The 21,365-nt window shown below is 73.5% G+C and carries 23 protein-coding genes and 1 pseudogene; 6 read left to right on the plus strand and 18 right to left on the minus strand.

Annotation, left to right across the window (positions count from 1 at the left end; genetic code table 11):
- Window positions 1-18 precede the first annotated feature (18 nt).
- The 5 genes from OOJ91_RS04655 to OOJ91_RS04675 form a co-directional block, all read right to left on the minus strand.
- The gene (locus tag OOJ91_RS04655) at window positions 19-1,635 is read right to left on the minus strand and encodes a class I adenylate-forming enzyme family protein (RefSeq protein WP_266242861.1); all 1,617 of its coding nucleotides are present in this window, start codon (window positions 1,633-1,635) and stop codon (window positions 19-21) included.
- A complete protein-coding gene (locus tag OOJ91_RS04660) occupies window positions 1,632-2,126 on the minus strand; it encodes a beta-ketoacyl synthase chain length factor (RefSeq protein WP_266245264.1) in 495 nt (164 codons plus the stop codon). The genes OOJ91_RS04655 and OOJ91_RS04660 overlap by 4 nt, the downstream gene beginning before the upstream one ends.
- Before the next feature lie 89 nt (window positions 2,127-2,215).
- The gene (locus OOJ91_RS04665; protein WP_266242864.1) at window positions 2,216-3,328 is read right to left on the minus strand and encodes a beta-ketoacyl-[acyl-carrier-protein] synthase family protein; all 1,113 of its coding nucleotides are present in this window, start codon (window positions 3,326-3,328) and stop codon (window positions 2,216-2,218) included.
- Window positions 3,321-3,566 (minus strand): acyl carrier protein, encoded by a 246-nt coding sequence (locus tag OOJ91_RS04670; protein ID WP_266242866.1) that lies wholly within the window; start codon window positions 3,564-3,566, stop codon window positions 3,321-3,323. The genes OOJ91_RS04665 and OOJ91_RS04670 overlap by 8 nt, the downstream gene beginning before the upstream one ends.
- Entirely contained in the window at window positions 3,566-3,832 is a 267-nt protein-coding gene (locus OOJ91_RS04675) for an acyl carrier protein (protein WP_266242869.1), read from the minus strand. Before OOJ91_RS04675 ends, OOJ91_RS04670 begins: the two co-directional genes overlap by 1 nt.
- 15 nt (window positions 3,833-3,847) lie before the next feature.
- Between OOJ91_RS04675 and OOJ91_RS04680 the strand changes: the two genes are divergently transcribed.
- The gene (locus OOJ91_RS04680; RefSeq protein ID WP_266242871.1) at window positions 3,848-4,588 is read left to right on the plus strand and encodes a 4'-phosphopantetheinyl transferase family protein; all 741 of its coding nucleotides are present in this window, start codon (window positions 3,848-3,850) and stop codon (window positions 4,586-4,588) included.
- Here OOJ91_RS04680 and OOJ91_RS04685 read toward each other — a convergent pair.
- The 3 genes from OOJ91_RS04685 to OOJ91_RS04695 all read right to left on the minus strand — a co-directional run bounded on the left by OOJ91_RS04685 (window position 4,483) and on the right by OOJ91_RS04695 (window position 6,756).
- On the minus strand, window positions 4,483-5,877 hold the full coding sequence (locus OOJ91_RS04685) for a class I adenylate-forming enzyme family protein (RefSeq protein WP_266242874.1): 1,395 nt from the start codon (window positions 5,875-5,877) through the stop codon (window positions 4,483-4,485). The two genes, OOJ91_RS04680 and OOJ91_RS04685, sit on opposite strands and share 106 nt — an antisense overlap.
- A 307-nt stretch (window positions 5,878-6,184) precedes the next feature.
- Complete coding sequence (locus OOJ91_RS04690) at window positions 6,185-6,301, minus strand: M55 family metallopeptidase (RefSeq protein ID WP_266242876.1); 117 nt, start codon at window positions 6,299-6,301, stop codon at window positions 6,185-6,187.
- A gap of 11 nt (window positions 6,302-6,312) precedes the next feature.
- A complete protein-coding gene (locus tag OOJ91_RS04695; protein ID WP_266242878.1) occupies window positions 6,313-6,756 on the minus strand; it encodes a TetR/AcrR family transcriptional regulator in 444 nt (147 codons plus the stop codon).
- A gap of 118 nt (window positions 6,757-6,874) precedes the next feature.
- Here OOJ91_RS04695 and OOJ91_RS04700 point away from each other — a divergent pair, with 118 nt between their 5' ends.
- Window positions 6,875-7,447 carry a dihydrofolate reductase family protein gene (locus tag OOJ91_RS04700; protein ID WP_266242881.1) on the plus strand — a complete coding sequence of 191 codons (573 nt, stop codon included), beginning with the start codon at window positions 6,875-6,877 and terminating at the stop codon, window positions 7,445-7,447.
- A gap of 13 nt (window positions 7,448-7,460) precedes the next feature.
- Here OOJ91_RS04700 and OOJ91_RS04705 read toward each other — a convergent pair whose 3' ends face one another.
- From OOJ91_RS04705 to OOJ91_RS04745, 9 genes and pseudogenes are all read right to left on the minus strand, one after another.
- On the minus strand, window positions 7,461-7,778 hold the full coding sequence (locus OOJ91_RS04705) for an antibiotic biosynthesis monooxygenase family protein (protein ID WP_007460635.1): 318 nt from the start codon (window positions 7,776-7,778) through the stop codon (window positions 7,461-7,463).
- A complete protein-coding gene (locus tag OOJ91_RS04710; protein ID WP_266242885.1) occupies window positions 7,775-9,025 on the minus strand; it encodes a beta-ketoacyl synthase N-terminal-like domain-containing protein in 1,251 nt (416 codons plus the stop codon). The genes OOJ91_RS04705 and OOJ91_RS04710 overlap by 4 nt, the downstream gene beginning before the upstream one ends.
- Window positions 9,022-10,296 (minus strand): beta-ketoacyl-[acyl-carrier-protein] synthase family protein, encoded by a 1,275-nt coding sequence (locus tag OOJ91_RS04715; protein ID WP_266242888.1) that lies wholly within the window; start codon window positions 10,294-10,296, stop codon window positions 9,022-9,024. The genes OOJ91_RS04710 and OOJ91_RS04715 overlap by 4 nt, the downstream gene beginning before the upstream one ends.
- A gap of 55 nt (window positions 10,297-10,351) precedes the next feature.
- The gene (locus OOJ91_RS04720; RefSeq protein WP_266242891.1) at window positions 10,352-10,756 is read right to left on the minus strand and encodes a cupin domain-containing protein; all 405 of its coding nucleotides are present in this window, start codon (window positions 10,754-10,756) and stop codon (window positions 10,352-10,354) included.
- 130 nt (window positions 10,757-10,886) lie between these two features.
- Window positions 10,887-11,582, minus strand: a pseudogene (locus OOJ91_RS04725) (SRPBCC family protein); the annotation flags it as partial.
- The gene (locus OOJ91_RS04730; RefSeq protein WP_266242893.1) at window positions 11,579-13,057 is read right to left on the minus strand and encodes an acetyl-CoA carboxylase biotin carboxylase subunit; all 1,479 of its coding nucleotides are present in this window, start codon (window positions 13,055-13,057) and stop codon (window positions 11,579-11,581) included. The pseudogene OOJ91_RS04725 and the gene OOJ91_RS04730, both read right to left, overlap by 4 nt.
- A gap of 19 nt (window positions 13,058-13,076) precedes the next feature.
- Entirely contained in the window at window positions 13,077-13,712 is a 636-nt protein-coding gene (locus OOJ91_RS04735; protein WP_266242895.1) for an acetyl-CoA carboxylase biotin carboxyl carrier protein, read from the minus strand.
- Between the two features lie 23 nt (window positions 13,713-13,735).
- Complete coding sequence (locus OOJ91_RS04740) at window positions 13,736-15,496, minus strand: acetyl-CoA carboxylase carboxyltransferase subunit alpha (protein WP_266242898.1); 1,761 nt, start codon at window positions 15,494-15,496, stop codon at window positions 13,736-13,738.
- Window positions 15,493-15,831 carry a TcmI family type II polyketide cyclase gene (locus OOJ91_RS04745; protein WP_266242900.1) on the minus strand — a complete coding sequence of 113 codons (339 nt, stop codon included), beginning with the start codon at window positions 15,829-15,831 and terminating at the stop codon, window positions 15,493-15,495. The genes OOJ91_RS04740 and OOJ91_RS04745 overlap by 4 nt, the downstream gene beginning before the upstream one ends.
- Window positions 15,832-16,265: 434 nt before the next feature.
- Between OOJ91_RS04745 and OOJ91_RS04750 the strand changes: the two genes are divergently transcribed.
- From OOJ91_RS04750 to OOJ91_RS04760, 3 genes are all read left to right on the plus strand, one after another.
- Complete coding sequence (locus OOJ91_RS04750; RefSeq protein WP_266242902.1) at window positions 16,266-17,078, plus strand: AfsR/SARP family transcriptional regulator; 813 nt, start codon at window positions 16,266-16,268, stop codon at window positions 17,076-17,078.
- A gap of 93 nt (window positions 17,079-17,171) precedes the next feature.
- Window positions 17,172-17,519, plus strand: a complete 348-nt coding sequence (locus OOJ91_RS04755; protein WP_266242903.1) for a TcmI family type II polyketide cyclase — start codon at window positions 17,172-17,174, stop codon at window positions 17,517-17,519.
- Window position 17,520: 1 nt separating this feature from the next.
- Window positions 17,521-18,870, plus strand: coding sequence for an FAD-dependent oxidoreductase (locus tag OOJ91_RS04760; protein WP_266242905.1), 1,350 nt, complete (start codon window positions 17,521-17,523; stop codon window positions 18,868-18,870).
- 98 nt (window positions 18,871-18,968) lie between these two features.
- Here the strand turns inward: OOJ91_RS04760 and OOJ91_RS04765 are convergent, their stop codons facing one another.
- A complete protein-coding gene (locus OOJ91_RS04765) occupies window positions 18,969-19,742 on the minus strand; it encodes a maleylpyruvate isomerase family mycothiol-dependent enzyme (protein ID WP_266242907.1) in 774 nt (257 codons plus the stop codon).
- A gap of 229 nt (window positions 19,743-19,971) precedes the next feature.
- Here OOJ91_RS04765 and OOJ91_RS34550 point away from each other — a divergent pair, with 229 nt between their 5' ends.
- On the plus strand, window positions 19,972-21,123 hold the full coding sequence (locus OOJ91_RS34550) for a hypothetical protein (RefSeq protein WP_439117021.1): 1,152 nt from the start codon (window positions 19,972-19,974) through the stop codon (window positions 21,121-21,123).
- The last annotated feature ends 242 nt before the right edge of the window (window positions 21,124-21,365 follow it).

Genomic DNA, 21,365 nt, shown 5'->3' on the forward strand with positions numbered 1-21,365 from the left:
GCCCCCCGGATCGGGGGCTCACGACGACGCCTCGCTCAGGTAGCGCTCGCGCAGGGCCACCTTGCGGACCTTGCCGGTCACGGTGACCGGTATGTCGTCGGAGCGCACCGGCACCACCCGGCGCAGCGTGGCGCCGACGTCGGGGCCGAGCGCGGCGCGGACCCGTTCGGTGCGGTCCTCGGTCTCGTCGGCCCCGGCGGCCAGCTCCAGCAGCACGTCGGTGACCACGCCGCCGGCCTCGGCGACGATCACCACAGTGCAGTCGGTGACGTCCGGGCAGGTGGCGAGGATCTGTTCCTCGGACAGGGCGGTGAAGAACCGCCTGCCGTCTCCGGCGTCGACCGAGTCGACAGCCCGGTCCAGGTGGTAGTAGCGGCCGTCGGCGTCGGCGCGGACCAGGTCGCCGGTGAGGTACCAGCCGCGTTGGCGGAACCGGTAGGTGGTCACCGCGTCGTTCCAGTAGCCCCGGAACAGCGACGGCGAGTCGACGCCCAGGAAACCCACCTCGCCGACCGGCACCGGCTCGCCCTCGGCGTCGAGCACCGCCACCCGGGCGAACTCGTACGGCCGGCCGATGCAGCGGCCGTACCTGTCGGTGTCGGCGCGGTGGGTGATGTGGAACATGGAGTGCCCCATCTCGCTGGATCCCAGCCCGTCGATGAAGACCGAGCCGGGCACCCGGGCCACCCCGTCGCGGGTGACGGTGTCCCGGCAGCCGACCGCGACGAGCCGGCGGATGTGCGGCTCGTGCGAACAGTCGCCGGTGTTGAACCACAACCGCACCGAGTCCAGGTCGTACCCGGACAGGTCGAAGCGGGCCAGCTCGGCCCAGGTGACCGAGAAACCGAACACCCCGTCGGGACGCCAGCGTTGGATGGCGTCGAGCACCCGCTCGCCGCCCTGCTCGGACAGGAGGAACATCTCCGCGCGGTTGCCCAGCGCCTGGTTGACCATCAGCACGGTGGCGGTGTGCGGCGCGGGCAGCGCGTTGAGGATCCGGCGGGTGCCCTGCGCCTGCGGCATGGTGAGCAGGTGCCGGGTGGCGGCGAAGAGACTGGCGTGCGAGTGCAGCACCGCCTTGGGCACCCCTGTCGTCCCGGAGGTGTGGGTGATCACGATCGGGTCGTCGCTGTGGTGCCGGTAGTGCGCCGGGGCCTGCGCCGGGTCGCCCGTGCCGGCCTGCGCGGGCGTGCCCAGCAGCGGTACGCCCAGGTCGTGCCCGGAAAGCAGCGCGGTGTGCGCGTCGTCGGCGAGCACACCGACGCCCCGCAGCCGGCGGATGTACTCGGCGGCGATCTCCGGACGGAGCTTGCCGTTCATCAGCGCCGGGATCGCCCCGAGCCGGGCCAGCGCCAGGAAGCTCAGCACCATGTCGGCGGCTGCGGTCGCCCAGACGGCGACCGGGTCGCGGGGGCGTACCCCACGCTCGTGCAGCCAGGCGACGCGGGCCGCGACCCGCTCGTCGAGCTGGCCCAGCGTGAGCGGCGCCTCGGCCGGGTGCCCGTCGACGGCGGTGTCGAAGGTCAGGCCGGGGCCGTCCGGATCGGCGCCGTGCGCCAGCACCCGGGCCAGCATGTTGCCCGCGCCCAACTCGGTGTCGGCGGCCAACACGCCGCGCAGTCCCCTCGTCCTCATGGTCGTGCTCCTCCCCCCAGCAGCACCGCGACCGCCTCGGTGGGCGTGTCGGGCGCCTGTTCGATCAGGACCAGCAACACCTCGTCGGCGTCGCCGTCGTCGTGCAGCAGGGTCGCCTCGGCGGTGCCGTCGGCGTACGGGTCGCCGGTCGGGCTGAGGCAGACCACCGGGCCGCGCAGCCCCCAGCGGGCGGCGATGTGCCCGGCGACGCTGTTGGGCACGGACTGGTAGAAGAACAGCGGGCCAACCCGCCCGCCGGCCTCGACAGTGGCCCGCACGTGCTCGGCGCTCGCCCGGTCGCCGCTGGCGCTGACAAGCACGATCGCCGTCCGCGTCCCGGCGGGCACCGGACCCGTCCCGTAACGCCGCCGCAGACACCGTTCGGCCACCGCCACCACCACCGGAGCGAACCCCGAGTACACGAAACCCGGGACCCCCGGCGCGTCCCCGTCCCCGTCCTCGGGCCAGCGGGCCCGCGCAAGCTCCCGCACGCTGACCCGCTGCGGTCGCGCGGTCTGTGTAGTCGTCTCGCGTTCCTGGTCGGATCCGTCCGGACCGACGGTGCGCGTTCGCGGGGTGGTCACGGGGCGCCGACCAGGAGGGCGGTGTTGGCGCCACCGAAGGCGGCGTTGAGGGTCAGGGCGTGGGTTGCGGTCGTCCGGCGCGGACGGTCGGTGATGACGTCCAGGGGGCACGCCTCGTCCGGCGCCCGCCAGCCGGCGTTGACGGGCAGTTCGCCCTGGCGCAGCGCCAGCGCGGTGACCACCAGTTCGAGCAGCCCGGACGCCTCCAACGCGTGCCCGTGCAGCGCCTTCGTGGAGCTGACCGGCACCTGAGTGGCGTACCCGTCGAGGGCCTGGCGCAGCGCCGCCGCCTCGGCGGCGTCGCTCTGCGCGGTGCCTGTGGCGTTGGCGTTGACGTAGCCGACTGCCTGCGGCGGCAGTCCGGCCCGGCGCAGCGCGGCACGCACCGCCTGCGCCAGCCCGGTGCCGGACGGGTCAGGCTGGCAGGGGTGGAACGCGTCACCGGCCCGCCCCCAACCGACAACTGTGGCCACCGGGTCACCGCCATGTCGACGAGCCACCAGGCTGGACTCGAGCACCACGGCGGCCACGCCGTCGCCGAGCAGCAACCCGCGCCGACCCGCGCTGAACGGGCGTACCGCCCCGTCGTCGGCGAGGGCCCTGCCGGCGTCGAAGAGCGCGAACTGGTCCGGCTCCACCAGATAACCGGCGGCCACCACCGCCCGGTCCAGGTCACCCCGGGCGATGAGGGAGGCGGCGTCGGCCACCGCCGTGCTCGCCGACACGCAGGCGCTCGTGTAGACACGGGTCGGACCGGACAGTCCGGCGCGCAGCGCGAGCTGGCCGGCGAGCGCCGCCGGGGCGGGCCCCGCGCCCGGCACCGGGCCTCCGTGCACGGCGAGCAGCAACGCGCACCCCGCCCGGCGTACGCCGTCCAGGCCGGCCGCCGCGCAGGCCGCGTCGATCGCGGCGGCCAGTTCCTCGGCGAGCGTGCCGACGTCGGGCAGGGTGGCGGCCACGGCGACCCGGCGGGCGGTGGTGTCGAAGCGGCGTACCGGGCCGAACGCCGGCGCACCGGCCAGGACGCCGGCGAGCTGCGCGTCCGCGCCGCGACCCAGGGCGCTTACCGCGTGCACACCGGTGAGCTGGGCGACGGGCGGCTCAGCCATCTGCGGAAGCGGCAAGCGACGCCCGGAAGACCACCAGGGCGTCGTCGACGGTACGGATGCCGGCCAGGTCGTCGTCGGTGAGGTCGAGCCGACGTTCGTAGCGCTGCTCGATGAGGTGCACGAGCCAGGCGAGTTCCATCGAGCCGATCCGGTCGGGGACCTCGGCGGCGGGTTTCGCGGTGAGTTCGGCGAGCATGGTCAGCAGGTCAGCTCGCCCCAGGTCGGGCTGACCGGGCATCAGGAGTTGTCGCTCGTCGCCTCGGCGACGCGGTCGGCGACCATTGTGGTGAACTCGCCGACCGTCATCAGGGCCAGCTTCTCCGACTCGTCGTCGGCGAACGTCAGGCCGTAGCGGTCCTCGACGCGGACGGACAGGTCGGCCAGGGCAAGCGATTCCAGGTCGACGCCGGACGGGCCGAGCGTGGTGTCGTCGTCGAGCCCCTCGACGTCGTAGTTCATGTCGGCGAGCTGCTCGACGACGAAGGCACGGACCTCGGCTCTCATGGATACCCTCTCTGCGTGGGCCAACTGACGGCGTCCGATCGGGACACCGCGTACGTGTGGGTCGGTCGGGACACCGGCGGTCGGCCGGGCCCCGCCCTGCGGTTGCTGCGGCGGGCGGGCGCGGCGCTGCTCGGTAGCGCCGAGGCGGAGGTGGTGCTGGCACACGGCCCCGCCGGCAACCCGGTCGTACGTGTCGCCGGGCCGGCGAACGCCGGGCCCGTCGAGCTGCCGGTCAGCGTCAGCCGTGCCGGTCGGATCGTGGTGGTCGCCGCCCGCGCGGCCGGGCCGGTCGGCGTCGACGTGGAGGAGGTCCGTCCGCTGCCCGCGCTCGCGCTGGCCCGCCGCTGGTTCGCGCCGGCCGAGGTGGCCTGGCTGGCCTGTCGACCCGAGGCCGGCCGGGCGGCGGACTTCCTGCGGTTGTGGACCGCCAAGGAGGCGGTCGGCAAGACGCTCGGCCTGGGGCTGCGCGGCGGCGGGCTGCTCCGGGAGATGCCTCCGCCGGTCGGGCCCGGGCTGCCGCTGCGCCCGGTGCCCGGCGGTGAGCCCCTGCGGGTCGGTCATCCGGAGCTGGGTGGCGGTCTCGTCCTGGCGGTCGCCGTGCGGGCGGAGGACGAGGACGAGGTCGACGTCGAGGTCGTGCAGCGGGCCGCTCACGGCGTCGCCGCCGAGCGCAGCGCGTCGGTCGAGCGGACCAGCTTGCCAGTGGTGGTGCGGGGCAACTGGTCGAGCAGGCGCAGCACCCGGGGTCGCTTGTAGCCGGCCAACCGCTCGGCGAGGAGCTTGTCCAGCATCTCCTCCGACAGCGGGCCGTCCGGCTGGACGTACGCGGTGATGCCGTCGTCCCACACCACGACGGCGGCGGCCACGCCGGGCAGCTCGGCGACGGTGGCCTCCACCTCGGTGAGGTCCACCTTCATCCCGCCCACCGAGACCTGCGAGTCGAGCCGGCCGCGCACGGTGACCAGGCCCGAGTCGGCGTCGACGGTGCCGGCGTCGCGGGTGTGCAGCCAGCCGTCGGCCCAGCGGGTCGGATCACTCAGTCCGACGTACGGCGACGCCGGGCAGGACACCCACAGCTCACCGCCGGACGCGCGGACCTCGATGCCGGGCGCCGGGGCGATCGACGGCCGGTGGGATCCGTGCAGGTCGGTGCCGATCACCCCGACCTCGGTCATCCCGTACATGTTGCCCAGGGGCACCCCGTACCGGTCGGTGAACGCCTGGGCCACCGCGGCCGGCACCAGCTCGCCGCCTGTGGTCATCCGCCGCAGTTGCGGCAGGGGGCCGGACGGTCGCGTGGAGGCGAGCAGACCGATGTGGAACGGCACGCCGAGCACGGTGGCCGGCGTCGGGTCGGCGGTGATCGCGGCGAGCACGGCGTCGCCGCTGAGCCGCTGCGGCGGCACCAGCTCGACCCCGGCGTGCAGCCCGTAGAGCAGGCCGCCGACGAGCCCGAGCACGTGCACCATGGAGGGCAGCAGGATGATGCGCTCGCCGGGCAGCGCCACGCCGTCGATGCGGGTGTAGCGGCCCACCTCGGCGACCAGGTCGGCGGCGGTACGGCCGATCACCTTGGACGGTCCGGTGGAGCCGGAGCTGAGTTGGATCACGGCGTGTCCGCTGACCGCCTGGCGGTCGGCGTAGCGGGTGACGCTCTCGGTGACGTCGACGAAGACCTTCAGCGCGCCGCCGGAGGTCCGCAGCGGCGCGATCACCACCTGCGGGGTGAGCCGGGTCAGCGCCCGGTCCACCTCGTGGTCGGTCAGCCGGTGGTCGAGCAGGATCGCCTGCCCGCCTGTCCGCCAGGTGGCCAGCAGGTTCACCACGTACGCCAGCGAGGGCGGCAGCCGCAGCGCGGCGGCGCCACCGGGTCGTAGGCCGGCAGCGGTGAGGCGGTCCTGCGCGGCGGTCACCAGCCGGTGCAGGGTGACCCGGTCGATCGGTTCCGGAAGGCGGAGACAAACATCTGTCGGACGGCCGGAGAACAGGACGTCGTCCACCCATCCGGGGTTTTCAGCCGTAAGGTTTCCTGTCGATTGATCCATCGCCCTCGCCGTTCAACCCGCAGCACAAATTAGGGCATAATCCCCGTTTGTGAACATCTTTCGGGGTGCTGACGGAACCCTACGACAGCCGCGCGGAGCATCGCTAGATGCAAATGGCTAGATCAAAACAGCGCCCGGACCGATTGCCACATACCGCCGCCGACCACGCCCAGGCGGCCCGCCGACCCGGTGACCCGGCGGCCCACACGCCCGGCGACCCGGCGGCTCGCTCAAGATCGACTCGGCTTCACGGAATCCGGGGTGTCCGACGCGATCGGATACCGCAGTCTGCGGGAATCCGAGTCGATCATGGACGGGCCGCCGCTCCCGCGCCGCGCTCGCAGCCGTACCGATCGGGATTCGTCTCGGCGGAGTGGACGATCCCCGAGATGCCTTCCAGGTCCACCGAGATCAGCACCTTCATCGGTCCAGGACCTACGCGCTCCGGGGCTCCACCGATGCCGGCGCAGGCGCGGTCAGGCTCTGGAAGCATGGGCGCAGCAGGTCGATGATCTGCTCGGGTGAGGCGTCCGCGAGGTGCGTGAGGCGCAGCAGGTACCGCTCGGCAAGAACGCCGTGGATGATGGCGCTGAGGAGGCTGGCGCGCAGGTTGGCGTCGGGTGCCGGAATCGCCTCGGTGATCTGGTTGAGCCGGGGTTCCCCGGCGGCCCGGTAGCGGTCGGCGGCGTCGGCGTTCGTGAGCATGGAGCGCAGCACCGCCAGGGAGGCCACCGGCTCACCGGTCAGGCGCCGGCCCAGCGACGTGAGCAGCGCCTCGGCCACCTCGCCTGCGGCGCCGGTGGGCACCTCGTCGGCGGGCACCTCGACGGCCCGGGCGAAGAGCAGGTCCTTGCTGCCGAAGTCCCCTGCACCAGACAATCATTGCCGTTTTTCGGATCAGAGACGGCCTGGTCGTCTCGTACCGCGACTACCTCAACCCCCTGGTGCTGGCTGAGGCCCTGGCCGGCGTCAACTCCGACACGATGGGTGTGTAGCCATGTTGATCTACGCGATGAGCGTCTCGGTGGACGGCTACGTCGCCGACCGGCACGGCGAGTTCGGGTGGGGGGCTCCCAGCGAGGAGCTGTTCGGCTTCCACCTCGAACGGGTACGCGGGCTCGGCGGCTATCTGTTGGGCCGTCGGCTCTACGAGGACATGCTGGTGTGGGAGACAGATCCGTCGATGCGCGACACCGACCTGAAGGCCGCGTTCGCCGACGTCTGGTCCGCTCTCCCGAAGGTCGTCTTCAGCCGTACGCTCGACACGGTGCAGGGCAACGCCCGGCTCGCCGAGGCGTCGGTGGCCGAGGAGGTCGCCGCGACACTGGGCGCGACCGACCGGGACGTCGAGATCGGCGGCCCCGGCCTGGCCTCGGCGGCGTTCGAGCTGGGCCTCGTCGACGAGCTGCGCATGTTCCGCCATCCGGTCGTCGTCGGTGGCGGCACGCCCTACCTGCCACCCGTCACCGAGGACGTACGGCTGGACCTGATCGAGACGAGGACGTTCGACTCCCGGGTGATCTACGAGCGTTACCGCCGCGTCCGGGACGACTCGGACCGACAACCATGATCAGCGCGGGCGGTCAGGCCAGCGCCGGCGTCTGCGCGTGGATGTGGAACCGCAGCGAACGGGCGTCGGTGAAGCACTCCCGCATCGGACGCACCAGGTCCCGGTGCTCGGGGGTGCGCTCCCAGTTCTCGAAGTCGGCCAGGCTCGCCCACTCGCTGGTGATCAGCCACTGTTCCGGGTCGGTCGACGAGCGGCAGACCTGGTCGACCAGGTGACCCGGCACGCCGTCGGCGACGAGATGCCGCACCTCCTCGTACGCGGCGAGGAACCGCTCGGTGCGCGGCGCCGGCACCCGCACCAGGAAGACCACTCGGGCCCGCTGCTCGCTCATGGCGTCTCTCCCCTCGTCGGCGCGGCCCCCCGCAGGACCAGCGCGCTGTTGAACCCGTCGAAGCCCCGCGCGCAGACCAGCGCGAGCCGGCTGCGCGGCCGACGGTGCTCCCGCAGAAAGTCCAGCTCGCACCCGTCGGCCACCCGGTCCGGGCCGGCGGACGCGGGCAGCGTGTCGTGCGCGAACGCGAGCAGGGCGGTGGCCACGTCCAACGCCGAGCCGCCCTGGTGCGCCCGGCCGGTCAGCGGCTTCTGGGTGGTCACCGGCGGCGGCCGGTCGGCGAACACGGCGCGCAGCGCCTCGGCCTCGCTGCGGTCGTAGCGGGGCACACCGAGAGCGTCCGGCAGCACCACGTCGATTCCGGCCGCCGCGACGCCCGCCCGGTCCAGGGCCAGTCGCATCGCGCGGGCGTACTGGGCCGGGTCGCCGGCGCTGTCGGCAGTGGTGTGCGCGGCGTCGTGGGTGGCGCCCCAGCCGCTCACCTCGCCGTAGATCCGGGCGCCCCGCGCCAGGGCGTGCCCCAGCTCCTCCACCACGAACACCGCTCCCCCCTCGGCCGGCAGGTAGCCGCTTGCCGACGCGTCGAACGGCCGGTACGCGCGCTCCGGGTCGGCGACGTCGCTGAGCAGACCGGAGCGCAGTTGACAGGCCAGGGCGTACGGGCTCAGCGGACACTCGGTCGCCCCGGCGATCACCACGGGCGTGCCCCGGCGTACCGCGCGGGCGGCGTGCGCGAGGCTGTCCAGCCCGCCGGCCGTCTCCGCGACAAGCACCCCGCTCGGTCCCTTGAACTGGTGGTGGATGGACAGCTGTCCGACGCTTGCCGCGTAGAACCAGGCGATCGACTGGTACGCCCCGACGGTCCGCGACGTCCCGCTCCACAGCCGTTGCAGCTCCCGCTGGCCGAACAGGTTGCCCCCGGACGAGCTGGCCAGGGTCATGGCGTAGCCGTACGGGTCGGGCGCCCGCTCGGGCAGGCCGGCGTCGGTGAGCGCCAGCCGGGTGGCGGCGAAGCCGAGGTGCGTCCACCTGTCGGTCTGCACCAGTTGCCGGCTGTCGGCGTACGAGCCGGCGGTGAAGTCGGGGACCTCGCCGCCGAAGCGGGTCGGGTAGCCGGACGGGTCGAAAAGGGTGATCGGCCCGGTGCGCCGGGTGCCGGCCAGCACGGTACGCCAGTGCGCGTCCACGCCCACGCCGCTGGGCGCGACCACACCGATGCCGGTGACGACCGCCCGGGGGCCGCTCACGCCGCCACCGTCGGGGGCAGCCGGCGGAACACCATCGCCGACTGGAAGCCGCCGAACCCGCTGCCCACCGACAGGGCCACGTTGACGGGCACCTCCCGCGCCTCGTTGGGCACGTAGTCCAGGTCGCACTCCGGGTCGCGGGTGCTCCAGTTGGCAGTGGGCGGCACCACGCCGAACTCGATCGCGAGGGCGCAGGCCGCCATCTCGATCGACCCGATCGCCCCGAGCGAGTGCCCCACCATCGACTTGATCGAGCTGATCGGCACCCGGTACGCGGCCTGGCCCAGCGCCCGTTTGAACGCGGCCGTCTCGTGCCTGTCGTTCTGCCGGGTGCCCGAGCCGTGGGCGCTGATGTAGGAGACCTGCTCGGGGGCGACGCGGCCCTGCCGCAGCGCGTCGGTGACGGCGAGGCCCATCTCCAGCCCGTCCGGGCGCAGCCCCGTCATGTGGTAGCCGTTGCTGCGGCTGGCGTACCCGGCGACCTCGCAGTAGACGTGGGCGCCGCGCCGCCGGGCGTGCTCGGCCTCCTCCAACACCAGCACCGCCGCGCCCTCGGCAAGCACGAACCCGTGCCGGTCGGCGTCGAAGGGACGGGAGGCGTGCGCGGGATCGTCGTTGTCGGGGCTGGTCGCCTTGATCGCGTCGAACGAGGCGACGGTGACCGGTGAGATCGGCGAGTCGGCCGCGCCGGCCAGCACGATGTCCGCCTCGCCGTCCACGATGAGCTGGTGGGCGTACCCGATGGCGTCGATGCCCGACGTGCAGCCGGTGGAGACCACAAGCGCCGGGCCGTGCAGCCCGTGCCGGCACGCCACGTCGGCGGCCAGGCTGCTGGGCACCAGCGCCTGGTACAGGTACGGGCCGCCGAGCGCCGCGTCGACCAGCCACCGCCGGCCGTTGTCGCTGACCCGCACGTACTCCTGTTCCAGTGCCATCGTGCCGCCCACGGCGGTGCCGAGCACCACCCCGGCGCGGTCCCGCTCGGCGTCGCCGAGCACCAGGCCGGCGTCGGCAATCGCCTCGGTGGAGCAGGCGAGCGCGAACTGCACGTACCGGTCGGCGCGGCGGCGCTCGGCGTCGGTGAGCCCGGCGGCGATCGGGTCGAAGTCGCACTCGGCGGCGATCTGCGAGCGGAACGGCGACGGGTCGAAGAAGCTGATCCGTCGGGTGGCAGTTCGTCCCTCGGTGATGGTCTTCCAGAAGCGGTCCCGGCTGGCCCCGCCAGGCGCGACCACCCCGATGCCTGTCACCACCGTGCGTCGCCCGGTCATCGCGCCACCTCCGTTCGCGACTGCGGGGCTCGCAGACCCGGCTCACTCCTCGCGCTCACGACCCACCCCGTTGCTCGACAAGCTCCGTGTCGACGTGTCCCAGCTCCGGGCGCGGGGCCAGCGGACCCAGGTGGAAGACCACCTCGGCCGGCTCGGTTCCGGTGTTGCGCAGCCGGTGCCGCACGTTGACCGGTACGAACAGCGCCTCGCCTGCGGACAGCGCCTGCGGCTGGTCGTCCAGGTCGACGGTTATCGCTCCGCGCGTCAGGTACAGAAACTCCTCGCTGTACGGGTGGTAGTGCTCGGCGATCCGCTCGCCCGGCGCGAGGGTGGCCACCCCGAGGAAGCCGGAGGTGCTGCCGACGGTGCGGGGCCCGAGCAGCACCCGCAACTCGCCGCCGCGCCTCCGGTCGGCAGGTACGTCCGCCGCGGCGATCGGCCGGGTGCCCAGGTCACTCATCGCCGGCCCCCGTCGACGCATCGCCGGCCACAGCGCGGTCCTGCGCATCGCCGGCCACAGCGCGGTCCTGCGCATCGCCGGCCACAGCGCGGTCCTGCGCGCCGGCATCCAGGCGGTCCTGCTCCTCGCGCTGCCGGGCGATCCGCTCCACCCGGTCCTTGATCACCGCGAGTTGGATGACGCTGTTGGTGTTGATCCGCTCGGTCATCGCGGCGTTGTCGACAGGCGCGGTCGGCTTCATCGCGAAGTCCTGCGTCCAGGCCATCCGGGTGCCGTCGGCCTCCTCGGCGTAGCGCCAGTGGATCCGCATGTACTCGAACGGCCCGGTCTCCACGCGGTGCGCCCGCACCTGCCGGCTGACCGGGTCGGCGGTGCGTTCACTGACCCAGCTCCACGCCACGCCGTTCTCGTCGGGGTACATGGTGAGCCGGAACCGCACGGTGTGCCCGTCGCGGTGCAGGATCTCCACCACGGCGTACTCGGTGAACAGCTCGGTCCAGTTCGTCACGTCGTTGGTGACGTCCCAGACCAGCGCGAGCGGTGCGTCGATGACCACGGAGTTCTCGGTGTGCCCGGGCGGGTCGGTGCGGCGGGCGACCAGGTCGGCCACCGCCGGGATGCTCAGCTGCCCGGCCTGCTCGGGGATGCTCACCTGCCACCGGTCGGCGACGACGGCGGAGAGTTCGAGCAGGGCGAGCGAGTCCATGCCCAGCTCCTCGAGCGACGCGGCGGGCGCTCGCGCCGCGGCGTCGGCGTCCAGCCCGCAGTGTGCCACCAGGATGTCAGTGATCTCGGCGGTCATCGGGCGACCATGGGTGACGGTCATCGGGTCCTCCGGTTGGATACGTCGGGCTCCGCGGCGGGCGCGGCGCGGGGTGTGGGGGTGGTCGTCGACCGCTGCGCGGGCGTCGGCGACGGCAGTGGCGACGGCGCCGTCGACGGCAGTGGCGACGGCGGGGCGAGCAGGCGGTCGACCAGACCGGTCGTGTAGCGGCCCTTGCGGAACGCCGCGTCGTCGAGTACCCGCCGGACGAACGGGATCGTGGTGTGCACACCCGGCCCGGCGATGTCGAACTCCTCCAGGGCACGCTCCAGCCGGTTGAGCGCCAACTCCCGGTCCGGCGCCCAGACGATCACCTTGGCCAGCAGGGAGTCGTACCAGGGGCCGACCAGGTAGCCGGCGCTGGCGTGGGTGTCCACGCGGGTGAACGGGCCGCCGGGCGGGGTGAACCGCTCCAGGCGGCCGGGCGTGGGCGCGAAGTCACGCTCCGGGTCCTCGGTGTTGACGCGGCACTCCACGGCGACGCCGTGCAGCCGGATCTCCTCCTGCCGCCACCGCAGCGGCACTCCGGCCGCGATGTGCAGTTGCTCGTGCACCAGGTCGATTCCGGTGACCATCTCGGTGACGGGGTGTTCCACCTGGATCCGACAGTTGATCTCCAGGAAGTGGAAGCGTTCCTCGGCGTCCACAAGGAACTCAAGCGTGCCCGCGCCGACGAAGCCGACCTCCAGAGCACCCCGTAGGGCGGTCTCGGCGATGCCGTCGAGCGTGGCGGCGGACAGCGCGGGAGCGGGCGCCTCCTCGACGAGTTTCTGGTGCCGGCGCTGCACCGAGCAGTCCCGGGTGCCCAGATGCACGCCGTTGCCGTGGGAGTCGCAGAGCACCTGCACCTCGACGTGCCGGGCCTCGGTGAGGTACCGCTCGACGTACACCCGGTCGTCGCCGAAGGCGGCCTGCGCGGCGGCCCGCGTCCGCGCGTACGCCCGGGCCAGCTCGGCCGGGTGGCGCACCACAGTCATCCCCCGGCCACCGCCCCCGGCGGCGGCCTTCACGATCACCGGGTAGCCGACGGCGTCGGCGACCTCGGCCGCCGCGGCGGCGGTCGCCACAGGCGCGACGCTGCCCGCCGGCAACGGCAGCCCGGCCCGGCTCATCAGGGCCCGCGCCGAGGACTTGTCCGCCAGCGCCGCCATCACCGCCGGTGGCGGGCCGATGAACGTCAGTCCGTTGTCGGCGCAGATCTCGGCGAAATCGGCGTCCTCGGAGAGGAACCCGTACCCGGGATGCACGGCCTGCGCGCCCACCTGCCGGGCCGCCTCCACGATCGCGGCGGCGTTGAGGTAGCTGCGCCGGCTCGACGCCGGCCCGATCCGGACGGCCTGGTCGGCGAGGCGCACGGCCGCGGAGTCCGCGTCCGCGGCGGAGTAGACCACCGCCGTCCGCACGCCAAGCTCCTTGCAGGCCCGCAGCACGCGCAGCGCGATCTCACCCCGGTTGGCGATCAGCACGGTCTCGAACATTGCTCACCCATCCCCGCCGTCAGGCCGGATCCAGCTCGACCAGTGGCTGGTCGTACTCCACCGGCTGGCCGTCCCCGACGAGGATCGCGACCACCCGCCCGGCCCGGTCGGCGGTCACCTCGTTCATCAGCTTCATCGCCTCGACGATCGCGACCGGCTGGCCGGGGCGGACCAGGTCGCCCACCGCGACGAACGGCCCGGCGCCGGGCTCCGGAGCGCGGTAGAACGTGCCGACGATGGGTGCCCGGACCGTGGCGCGTCCGGGGACCGGCGGCCGGATCAGCGCGATGGGCGGGCCGGGCACGGCCGCGCCGGCCGGCGGGGTGGCACCGGCCGGCGGCGGGGTCGGCGGTACGGGTGACCGCCCGGCCGCCTCGTCCGGATGCCACTGGACCTCCAGCACGGTCGTCCCGCTGCAGAGCCGGATCCGGCGCACCGGCCCGGGGAGTTCGGCGAGCAGGTGCCGCGCCTGCCGACGCAGTCCGACGAGCACCTCCTCGCCGTCGGCGTCGGTCTCCCCGTGCCCGTCCGCCGGGTGGCGCCCGTCCGGGCGGACGTCGTCTCGACCGTCGGCCGCCACGGCGGTCTGCGCCGCAGGTCGGCCGTCACCGTCGAGCCGGGCGTCACCGTCGGGTCGGCCGTTCTGGCCGTCCATGGTGGACACGGTGGGGGCGGCGGTCATCGGGCGCCCGCCCGGACGCCGGCGCGGGTGGCGCCGAACCGGCGGAACCGCTGCCGGCGCAGGCGCACAAGCATCGCGGGCGGCACGTCCAGCAGCGGCAGCAGGTTCGCCAGCAACGCGGCGCGCAGCCGTCGGGCGGTCTCCGCGGGGTCTTCGTGCGCGGCCGTCGCCGGTTCGGGGACGATCTCGTCGACGACGCCGAGGCGACACAGGTCGGGTGCGGTCAGCCTCAGCGCGCGGGCGGCCTGCGGCGCGGCGGAGCGGTCCGGCCAGAGGATGGCGGCGCAGCCCTCCGGGCTGATCACCGAATAGACGGCGTGTTGGAGCATCAGCACCCGGTCGGCGACGGCGAGGGCCAGCGCGCCACCACTGCCGCCCTCACCGGTGATCACCGCGAGGACGGGGGTGGGCAGCACGGTGAGGGTGAGGATGTTCTCGGCGATGGCGGCCGCCTGGCCCTGCTCCTCGGCGCTGACACCCGGGTCGGCGCCGGGGGTGTCGACGAGGGTGACCACCGGCAGGCCGAGGCGGGCGGCGAGACGCATCAGTCGCAGCGCCTTGCGGTGCCCGGCGGGACTGGCCATCCCGAAGTTGCGGGCGACCAGGTCGGCTGTGGTGTGCCCCTTCTGGTGACCGATGACCATGACGTGCCGGCCGGCCAGCCGCGCGACACCGCCGACGATGGCGGGACAGTCCCCACCGAGCCGGTCGCCGTGCAGCTCGAGAAACCCGTCGAACACCGAGTCGAGGTAGTCAAGTGTGGTCGGTCGGCCCGGGTGGCGGGCCGTGCGCACGGTGTCCCACGCGTCGCGTACCGCAGGGGTCTGGTCGTCGGCCGGCCGCTCCCCGACCGCGCGGTGGCCGTCGGCCACCGCCGGCGGGACGGTCGGGGTCGCCAGGCGCTCGTGGTGTGGCGCCGGCTCCTGACGGGGTACGGGCGGACGCGCCGGACGGCCGGTGCGGGCCGCCGCGAGCAGCGCGGCCAGTCGACCCCGCAGTGATCGGCGCTGCACCACCATGTCCACCTGACCGTGGCGCAGCAGGAAGTCGGCGGTCTGGAAGCCCTCCGGCAACGCCCGGCCGGTGACCTGGCGGATCACCCGTGGCCCGGCGAACCCCATCCGGGCGCCACTCTCGGCGAGCACCAGGTCGGTGTTGGTCGCGAACGACGCCGCCACCCCGCCGTAGGTCGGGTCGGTGAGCACGCTGACGGTGAGCAGACCCGCCTCGCGCAGCGCGGCGATGGCCTGGCTGACGGTTGCCATCTGCATCAGCGACAGGGCGCCCTCCTGCATCCGTGCCCCACCGGACGCGGTGACGAGGATGAGCGGCACACGGTCGTCAAGCGCCCGCTCGGCGGTGCGGGTGATCAGCTCACCCACCGCGCAGCCGAGGCTGCCGCCGAGGAAGCGGAAGTCCATCACGGCCAGGGCGGCCGGCTGTCCGCCGATGGTGGCGGTGGCGCAGAGGACCGCCTCGGCCAGGCCCGTGCTGATCCGCGCGGCGCTGAGCCGGTGCGGGTAGGGCAGGACGTCGACGAAGTCGAGCGGGTCGGCCTCGGGCAACTGGTCGGGCAGGAGGCGCAGGGAGCCCGGGTCCACGAGCTGCCGCAGTCGTTCCGGGGCACCGAGCCGGGTGTGTTCCCCACACTCCGGGCAGACGTCCAGGTTGCGGTGCAGCCGCTTGCGATAGAGCAGGCTCGCACAGCCGGCGCAGCGGGACCAGAGCTGCTCCGCGGGCCCGGCGGCGGCGGTCACGAGCGCCTCCCGGCGTCCGGGGCGTCGAACCGGTAGAAGCAGTGCGCCATCGCGTCGCGGGGCGAGCGCCAGGTCGGCAGGTACGGCGAGACGTACGGCCGCAGCCGGTCGCTGACCCGGACGAACTCGGGGTGACCACGGGCGGCCTCCACCGCCTCCTGGGCCGGCTGCTCGGTGTCGAGCAGGTGCACGTAGAGGTCGTGCAGTCGGTACAGCGAGCGGTGCCGGACGCCGACCAGACGCGGCAGCTCGGTCGCGTCCGACTCGGCGAAGATGTCGGCCACCTGTTCCTCGGCGGTCGGTACGACCTTCGCGACGATAAGCGATCGGTCCATGGCTGGGCCTCCCCCCACGGCGTCCGGGCCGGCCGGTGAACCTCCGGACGCGCTGGACGACTGCGGCCACGATGCGGCAGTAGTCGTCACGGCGGCGTCACCGCGGCAGGCCGACAGGCGACGCTGCACGGTGACGCTGCGTTGACGCAACCTGTGCATCAGCTATGCGTCTCATGTGCACGGCGCGATCGGCGAGAATGACGTTTCAGCACTTCAGAACCGATCTCATGGTTGGCCGCCCCGACAGCCTGCCAACGCCGCCGTTGACTCAACGTGACCATTATTGATAATCTTCACGGTGGACAGCCCGGCCGCTCAGACGGGCGGTGCCGCGCCTTCACAGCCGTGGTCGCATGCCATCGTCGGGGTCGACACGGCAGCCGATCCGGGACACAGCAGACAGTCGGGACGAGCGTTCCGCAGGGGGTGCCGCCGTGGCCGCTGAGCCGTCCGTGCCGACCGCCACAGGTCCCGGCGAGGCCGACCTCGCACTGCACCTGCTCGGCGGCTTCCGGCTCCTGGACGCCACCGCGCACATCGTGGTGCCGCGCGGGCTGCAACGGGTGATCGCGCTGATCGGGCTGCGTCCCGGCGCCACCCGCAGCCAACTGGCCGGGCTGCTCTGGCCCGACGTGTCGGAGGAGCGGGCGCTGTCGTCGCTGCGCACCGCGCTGTGGCGGCTGCGGCAGGACCCGTGCTGCCCGATGGTCGTGGCCGGCGACACGGTCCGACTGGACCCGGCGGTGCGGCTCGACGTGGACGACCTCGTGCAGACGGCCGCCCGCGTCCGCAACGGCGACGACCCGCGCACCACCGCCGGGGCGCTCGCCGCCGGCCGGCACGACCTGCTCCCCGGCTGGTACGACGACTGGGTGCTGCTGGACCGGGAACGGCTGCGACAGTTGCGCCTGCACATGCTGGAGCAGGTGGCCGCACAGCACCTCGCGGCGGGGCGGCACGGCGAGGCCCTCGAAGCCGCGTTGGAGGCGATGGCCGCCGAGCCGCTGCGCGAGACGCCGCACCGGCTGGTGGTACGCATCCACCTCGCCGAGGGCAACGCCTTCGAGGCCGTCCACGCCTTCTACGTCTACCGGGATCTGTTACGCCGGGAGCTACGCCTGGAGCCCAGCCCGGCGATGAGCGCCCTGCTCGACGACACGCTCGCCCCGATCCGGGCGGCCACCCGCGCCGCCACCCCCGGCCAGCAGGCCGCCGCCCGACCGTCACCGGCCGGACGGAACACGTGACGGTGACGTGACACACCCTGCGGCACGGTGTGCGCAACGAGCACGTGACCACCGGCCTCCGGGTCGGGATCGGCCACCGGCGGAAGGGTTCCCATGAGTCGACTACTGATCGTCAGCCGGATCATCCCGGGCGCGGAGGAGCGGGTCGCCCAGATCTTCGCCGAGTCCGACGCCACCGAACTGCCCGGTCTCACAGGCGTCACGCACCGGTCCCTGTACTGCCTGCACGACGTGTACGTGCATCTCATCGAGACCTCGGACGTCAACCCGGGCGCGCTCGCCGCCGCCCGCAACCACCCACTCTTCCAGCAGGTGAACGAGCGGCTCGCCGCCCACACCTCGCCGTACCTGCCGACCTGGCGATCCCCCCGCGACGCCATCGCCGACTGCTTCTACCGCTGGGACGCGGCCGACGCGGCAGCGCCCCACCCGGCCGGCTGACGTGTCCACCGCCCCGCCGCACGTCCTGATCATCGGCGCCGGCACCGGCGGACTGTGCCTCGCGCACGGGCTGCGTCGCGCCGGGATCAGCGTCACCGTCTACGAACGCCACCACCACAGCGCCGAAGGGCTGCTCGGTTACCGGGTGGGCATCGGCCCCACCGGTAGCCGGGCGCTACGCGACTGTCTGCCGCCGAAGCTGTTCGCCACGTTCCTGGCCACCTGCGCCCGACCGCCGAGCTACTTCAACGTCGTCACCCAACGGCTGCGCCAGACCGCCTCGTTCGAGCTGCGGCCGACCACCGACCCGGTGCACACCGAACACTCGGTGGCCCGGATGGTGCTGCGCCAGGTGCTGCTGACCGACCTGGGCGACGTGGTGCGCTTCGACAAGACCTTCGTCCGGTACGAGCAGCACGACGACGGCGCGGTCACCGCGCACTTCGCCGACGGGACCAGCGCCACCGGCGACCTGCTGGTGGCGGCGGACGGCACCCACTCGGCGGTACGCCGCCAGTACCTGCCACACGCGGTCACCCGCGACGCCGGCACCATCAACATCGCCACCCGCATTCCGCTGACCGCGCAGACCCGCGACCTCGTGCCCGAACGGGTCCGCAAGGGCATCTCGCTGATCTTCGGCGCCGGCGGCACCATGGGCGTGCTGCACGTCATGGAGTTCAAGTGGAACGCCGACCGGGCGATCAAGCCGGGGGTCAGCGACGACGACGCCGCCCTCCTGCGCGGCTGGCCCGGCCTGTCGGTGGACACCAGCGCCGACTACATCAACCTCATCATCTGGAGCACGGCCCGCCGTTTCCCGACCGACGTGCTGCAACGCCGAGGAGAGGACCTGATACGCGTCGCCCTGGACCTCACCCCCAACTGGCATCCGCACCTGCGGGAACTGTTACGGATGAGCGATCCGGGCAGCGCCCTGCCGATCAAGGTGAGCACGTCCGAGCCGACGCCGCCCTGGAAGAGCAGTACCGTCACCCTGCTCGGCGACGCCATCCACACCATGACCCCGGGGCGCGGGGTGGGCGCGAACACCGCGCTGCGCGACGCCCGCCTGCTCTGCGAGCACCTCACCCGGGCCGCCGCCGGAGACAAGACCCTGGTGCAGGCGGTGGCTGACTACGAAGCCGCCATGGTGCCGTACGGCTTCGCACGGGTCGCCGAGTCGCTCAACCGCAGCGGCACCAGCGGCGACGACCGGATGTACCGGCCGGTGGTGGGCCGGCTCGCCCTGCTCGGCGCGCGCGGCTACTTCGGAGTGACAAGCCGGGTGCCTCCGCTGCGGCGCCGCTTCGTCGACGACTTCCACACCTACGAGGGCGACCAGGACTGACCGCTCACCACGGACCCGGGCACGGCGACAAGGCGCCGGCCCGGGTCGTTCCGTGTCCGGCATCGAGGAAGGGCGGTACGGAGGTCCGTCGTCGCGTCCTATTCCGGCTCCCAGGCGATCAGCTGGTCGAAGACGCGTCGGTCACCGTCGAGCCGCAGCGAGTCCATCTGGATGCGGCCGTAGCAGAACATGACCAGTTCATTGGCCGTGCCCCGGGCGGAGACGTAGGCCACCTCCGGGCCCACGTCGGCGGCCGGCGTCGAGAGGCGGGCGGTCCGGGCGCCGTCGGCGGAGAACCAGAGCCGCCAGGAACGGCCCTCGGTGGCGTGGTAGTCGACGACCGCGGGCTCGTGCGGCCACGCCGACGTCGTCGCGACGCAGGTGGTCAGGAACTCGTCGACACCGTCGAGGGCCACCTCCTCCGGCAGCGGCTGCGGGGCGCCCACGGTGACCTGTGCGTCATAGGTGTGCACCGCGACCTGCTGGAGCTGGTGCCGGGCGACGGCACCTGTCGTCTGCGGCGACTGCGAGTCACCCCACCACGTCCAGCAACCACGATCCGGGCCGGCCTGCCGCAGCGCGTCCCGCAGTTCCCCGGTCGACGCGGCGAACCAGGACAGCAGGGCCTCGCGCTCCCGGGGCACCACCGGGGCGGACAACGCCGGCGGAGCATCGGCGGGCCCCGCCGCCACGATGGCGGCCCACCTGTGACGCCCCTCGCCCAGGTGCTGCACCAGGTCGAACAACGTCCACTCGGGGCAGGTCGGCACCTGCACGTCGAGGCTGGGCGCCGCGGCGACAGCCGCCCGGAAAGCGGTCGATCGTTCGTCCATCAGCCGCAACAGCTCAGCGAACTCCAGAGTCTCTTCCACCGCGGCTTTGTAGCACCGCCCCTCCGACAACCGACAGCGAATTTACCTGCCCCCGGGCGACGTGCTCGCCGCGGTTGCGACGCTGCGTCACCCGCCGCGCACCCCGCGAGGTGACCGTCCCGACCATGGCACCGATGACCGGTCCTCTCTGTCGTCGGCAAAGCGCGTGTGCGAAGCTGCGGCGAGTTTTTCTCGTGACTTTTTCGACGAGCAGAGAGGGAGGTTCGCCGTGGAGTGGTCTATCGGACACTCGCTGATAGTGGTGCTGGCGTTGTTGCTGGGCCTGGCCGCCGGATGGTTGCTGCGCGGCCGGCAGGACGCACGGGCCAGCGGGCCGGGCCGGTCCATCGTGGATGGTGACCCGGTCGCCGGCCTGGCCGTGATCGACGCTCCGGTGCCGCCTGCCGCCACCGACGAGTCCGCCCCGGTGGCGTCCGTGGACGCTCCCCCGGCCGCGGTCGCCGACGAGCCGACCCCGGTGGACACGGTGAGCGCACCGGCCGCCGTGACGACGCCGGACGACTCCGCTGCGGACGCCGTCGACACGAGCGACATGGCCCTCACCGACGCCCCGCCGCCCGCCCCCGCCCCCGAGCGGACCGACGCGGTCGACGACGCGCCCGCGTTCGCGGCCGACCCGGAGCCGGTCGCGGTCGACGAGCAGCCGGCGCCGGTGATCGCCCCGCGCCAGCCGATGGACGACAACACCGACACCGTGCCGTCCGAGGCGCCCCACGCCGAGGCAACCCCGGCCGAGACCACCCCGGCCGAGGCAACCCTGGCCGAGGACACCCCGGCCGAGACCACCCCGGCCACGGCAACGCCGGCCGGGACCGGCCCGACCGAGACCACCGACGCCGAGGCCACCCCGGCCGAGGTCACGCACGCCGAGACCACCGACGCCGAGGTCACCCCGGCCGAGACCCCGCGGGCCGAGGTCACCCCGGCCGAGTTCACCCCGGCCGAGACCCCGCACGCCGACGCTCCGTACACCGAGGTCACCCCGGTCGAGGCGACGCCGACGGTTGCGGCGGGCGCGACCTCGGCGGACGTCGCGGACGCCGAGCCGGTGCGGGCCGCCCCGCCGGTCCGCGTGGCCGACAGCACGCCGACGCAGGCGGACACCGATCCCACCGGCCCGGCGGACGACTTCCGCCGGATCCAGGGGGTCGGGCCGAAGATGGCGGCCGCGTTGCAGGCGGCAGGCGTACGCACCTACGCCCAGCTCGGCGAGCTGGACGAGCCGGCGCTGCGCGACCTGATCCGGGCCGCCGGTCTGCGTGCGGCGCCCGCGTTGGCCACCTGGCCCCAGCAGGCACGGGTGTTGGCCGGCGCCGGTGACCAGGCGACCGCGGTGCTGCCCGGCGGCAGCCAGGGCTGAGTGCCGACAGCGAACCCCCGGGCGCCCGTCTTCCCGACGGTCGGCCCGGGGGTTCCGTCGTTTCGGCGAAGCGATCCGGGCCGGGCGCCGGGGCCGTGACAGACCCGGCGTCCCGGAAACCGCACCGCGCGGGCCCACCCGGACACACTCGCGTCAGGAGAGCCGAGCCGATCGACAGCCTCCCCGGTCGGGGGACGACCGTCCGAAGCCGCGGTGGCGGCCGCGACCGCTGGCTAGCGTCG

Origin of the sequence: Micromonospora lupini (assembly GCF_026342015.1) — a bacterium.
GTDB lineage: Bacteria > Actinomycetota > Actinomycetes > Mycobacteriales > Micromonosporaceae > Micromonospora > Micromonospora lupini_B.

Coding starts and splice junctions, on each gene's coding strand:
- OOJ91_RS04655 (WP_266242861.1), bottom strand. CDS start 1,635: ATGAGGACGAGGGGACTGCGCGGCGTGTTGGCCGCCGACACCGAGTTG.
- OOJ91_RS04665 (WP_266242864.1), bottom strand. CDS start 3,328: ATGGCTGAGCCGCCCGTCGCCCAGCTCACCGGTGTGCACGCGGTAAGC.
- OOJ91_RS04670 (WP_266242866.1), bottom strand. CDS start 3,566: ATGCCCGGTCAGCCCGACCTGGGGCGAGCTGACCTGCTGACCATGCTC.
- OOJ91_RS04675 (WP_266242869.1), bottom strand. CDS start 3,832: ATGAGAGCCGAGGTCCGTGCCTTCGTCGTCGAGCAGCTCGCCGACATG.
- OOJ91_RS04685 (WP_266242874.1), bottom strand. CDS start 5,877: ATGGATCAATCGACAGGAAACCTTACGGCTGAAAACCCCGGATGGGTG.
- OOJ91_RS04690 (WP_266242876.1), bottom strand. CDS start 6,301: ATGAAGGTGCTGATCTCGGTGGACCTGGAAGGCATCTCGGGGATCGTC.
- OOJ91_RS04700 (WP_266242881.1), top strand. CDS start 6,875: ATGTTGATCTACGCGATGAGCGTCTCGGTGGACGGCTACGTCGCCGAC.
- OOJ91_RS04705 (WP_007460635.1), bottom strand. CDS start 7,778: ATGAGCGAGCAGCGGGCCCGAGTGGTCTTCCTGGTGCGGGTGCCGGCG.
- OOJ91_RS04715 (WP_266242888.1), bottom strand. CDS start 10,296: ATGACCGGGCGACGCACGGTGGTGACAGGCATCGGGGTGGTCGCGCCT.
- OOJ91_RS04720 (WP_266242891.1), bottom strand. CDS start 10,756: ATGAGTGACCTGGGCACCCGGCCGATCGCCGCGGCGGACGTACCTGCC.
- OOJ91_RS04730 (WP_266242893.1), bottom strand. CDS start 13,057: ATGTTCGAGACCGTGCTGATCGCCAACCGGGGTGAGATCGCGCTGCGC.
- OOJ91_RS04735 (WP_266242895.1), bottom strand. CDS start 13,712: ATGGACGGCCAGAACGGCCGACCCGACGGTGACGCCCGGCTCGACGGT.
- OOJ91_RS04745 (WP_266242900.1), bottom strand. CDS start 15,831: ATGGACCGATCGCTTATCGTCGCGAAGGTCGTACCGACCGCCGAGGAA.
- OOJ91_RS04755 (WP_266242903.1), top strand. CDS start 17,172: ATGAGTCGACTACTGATCGTCAGCCGGATCATCCCGGGCGCGGAGGAG.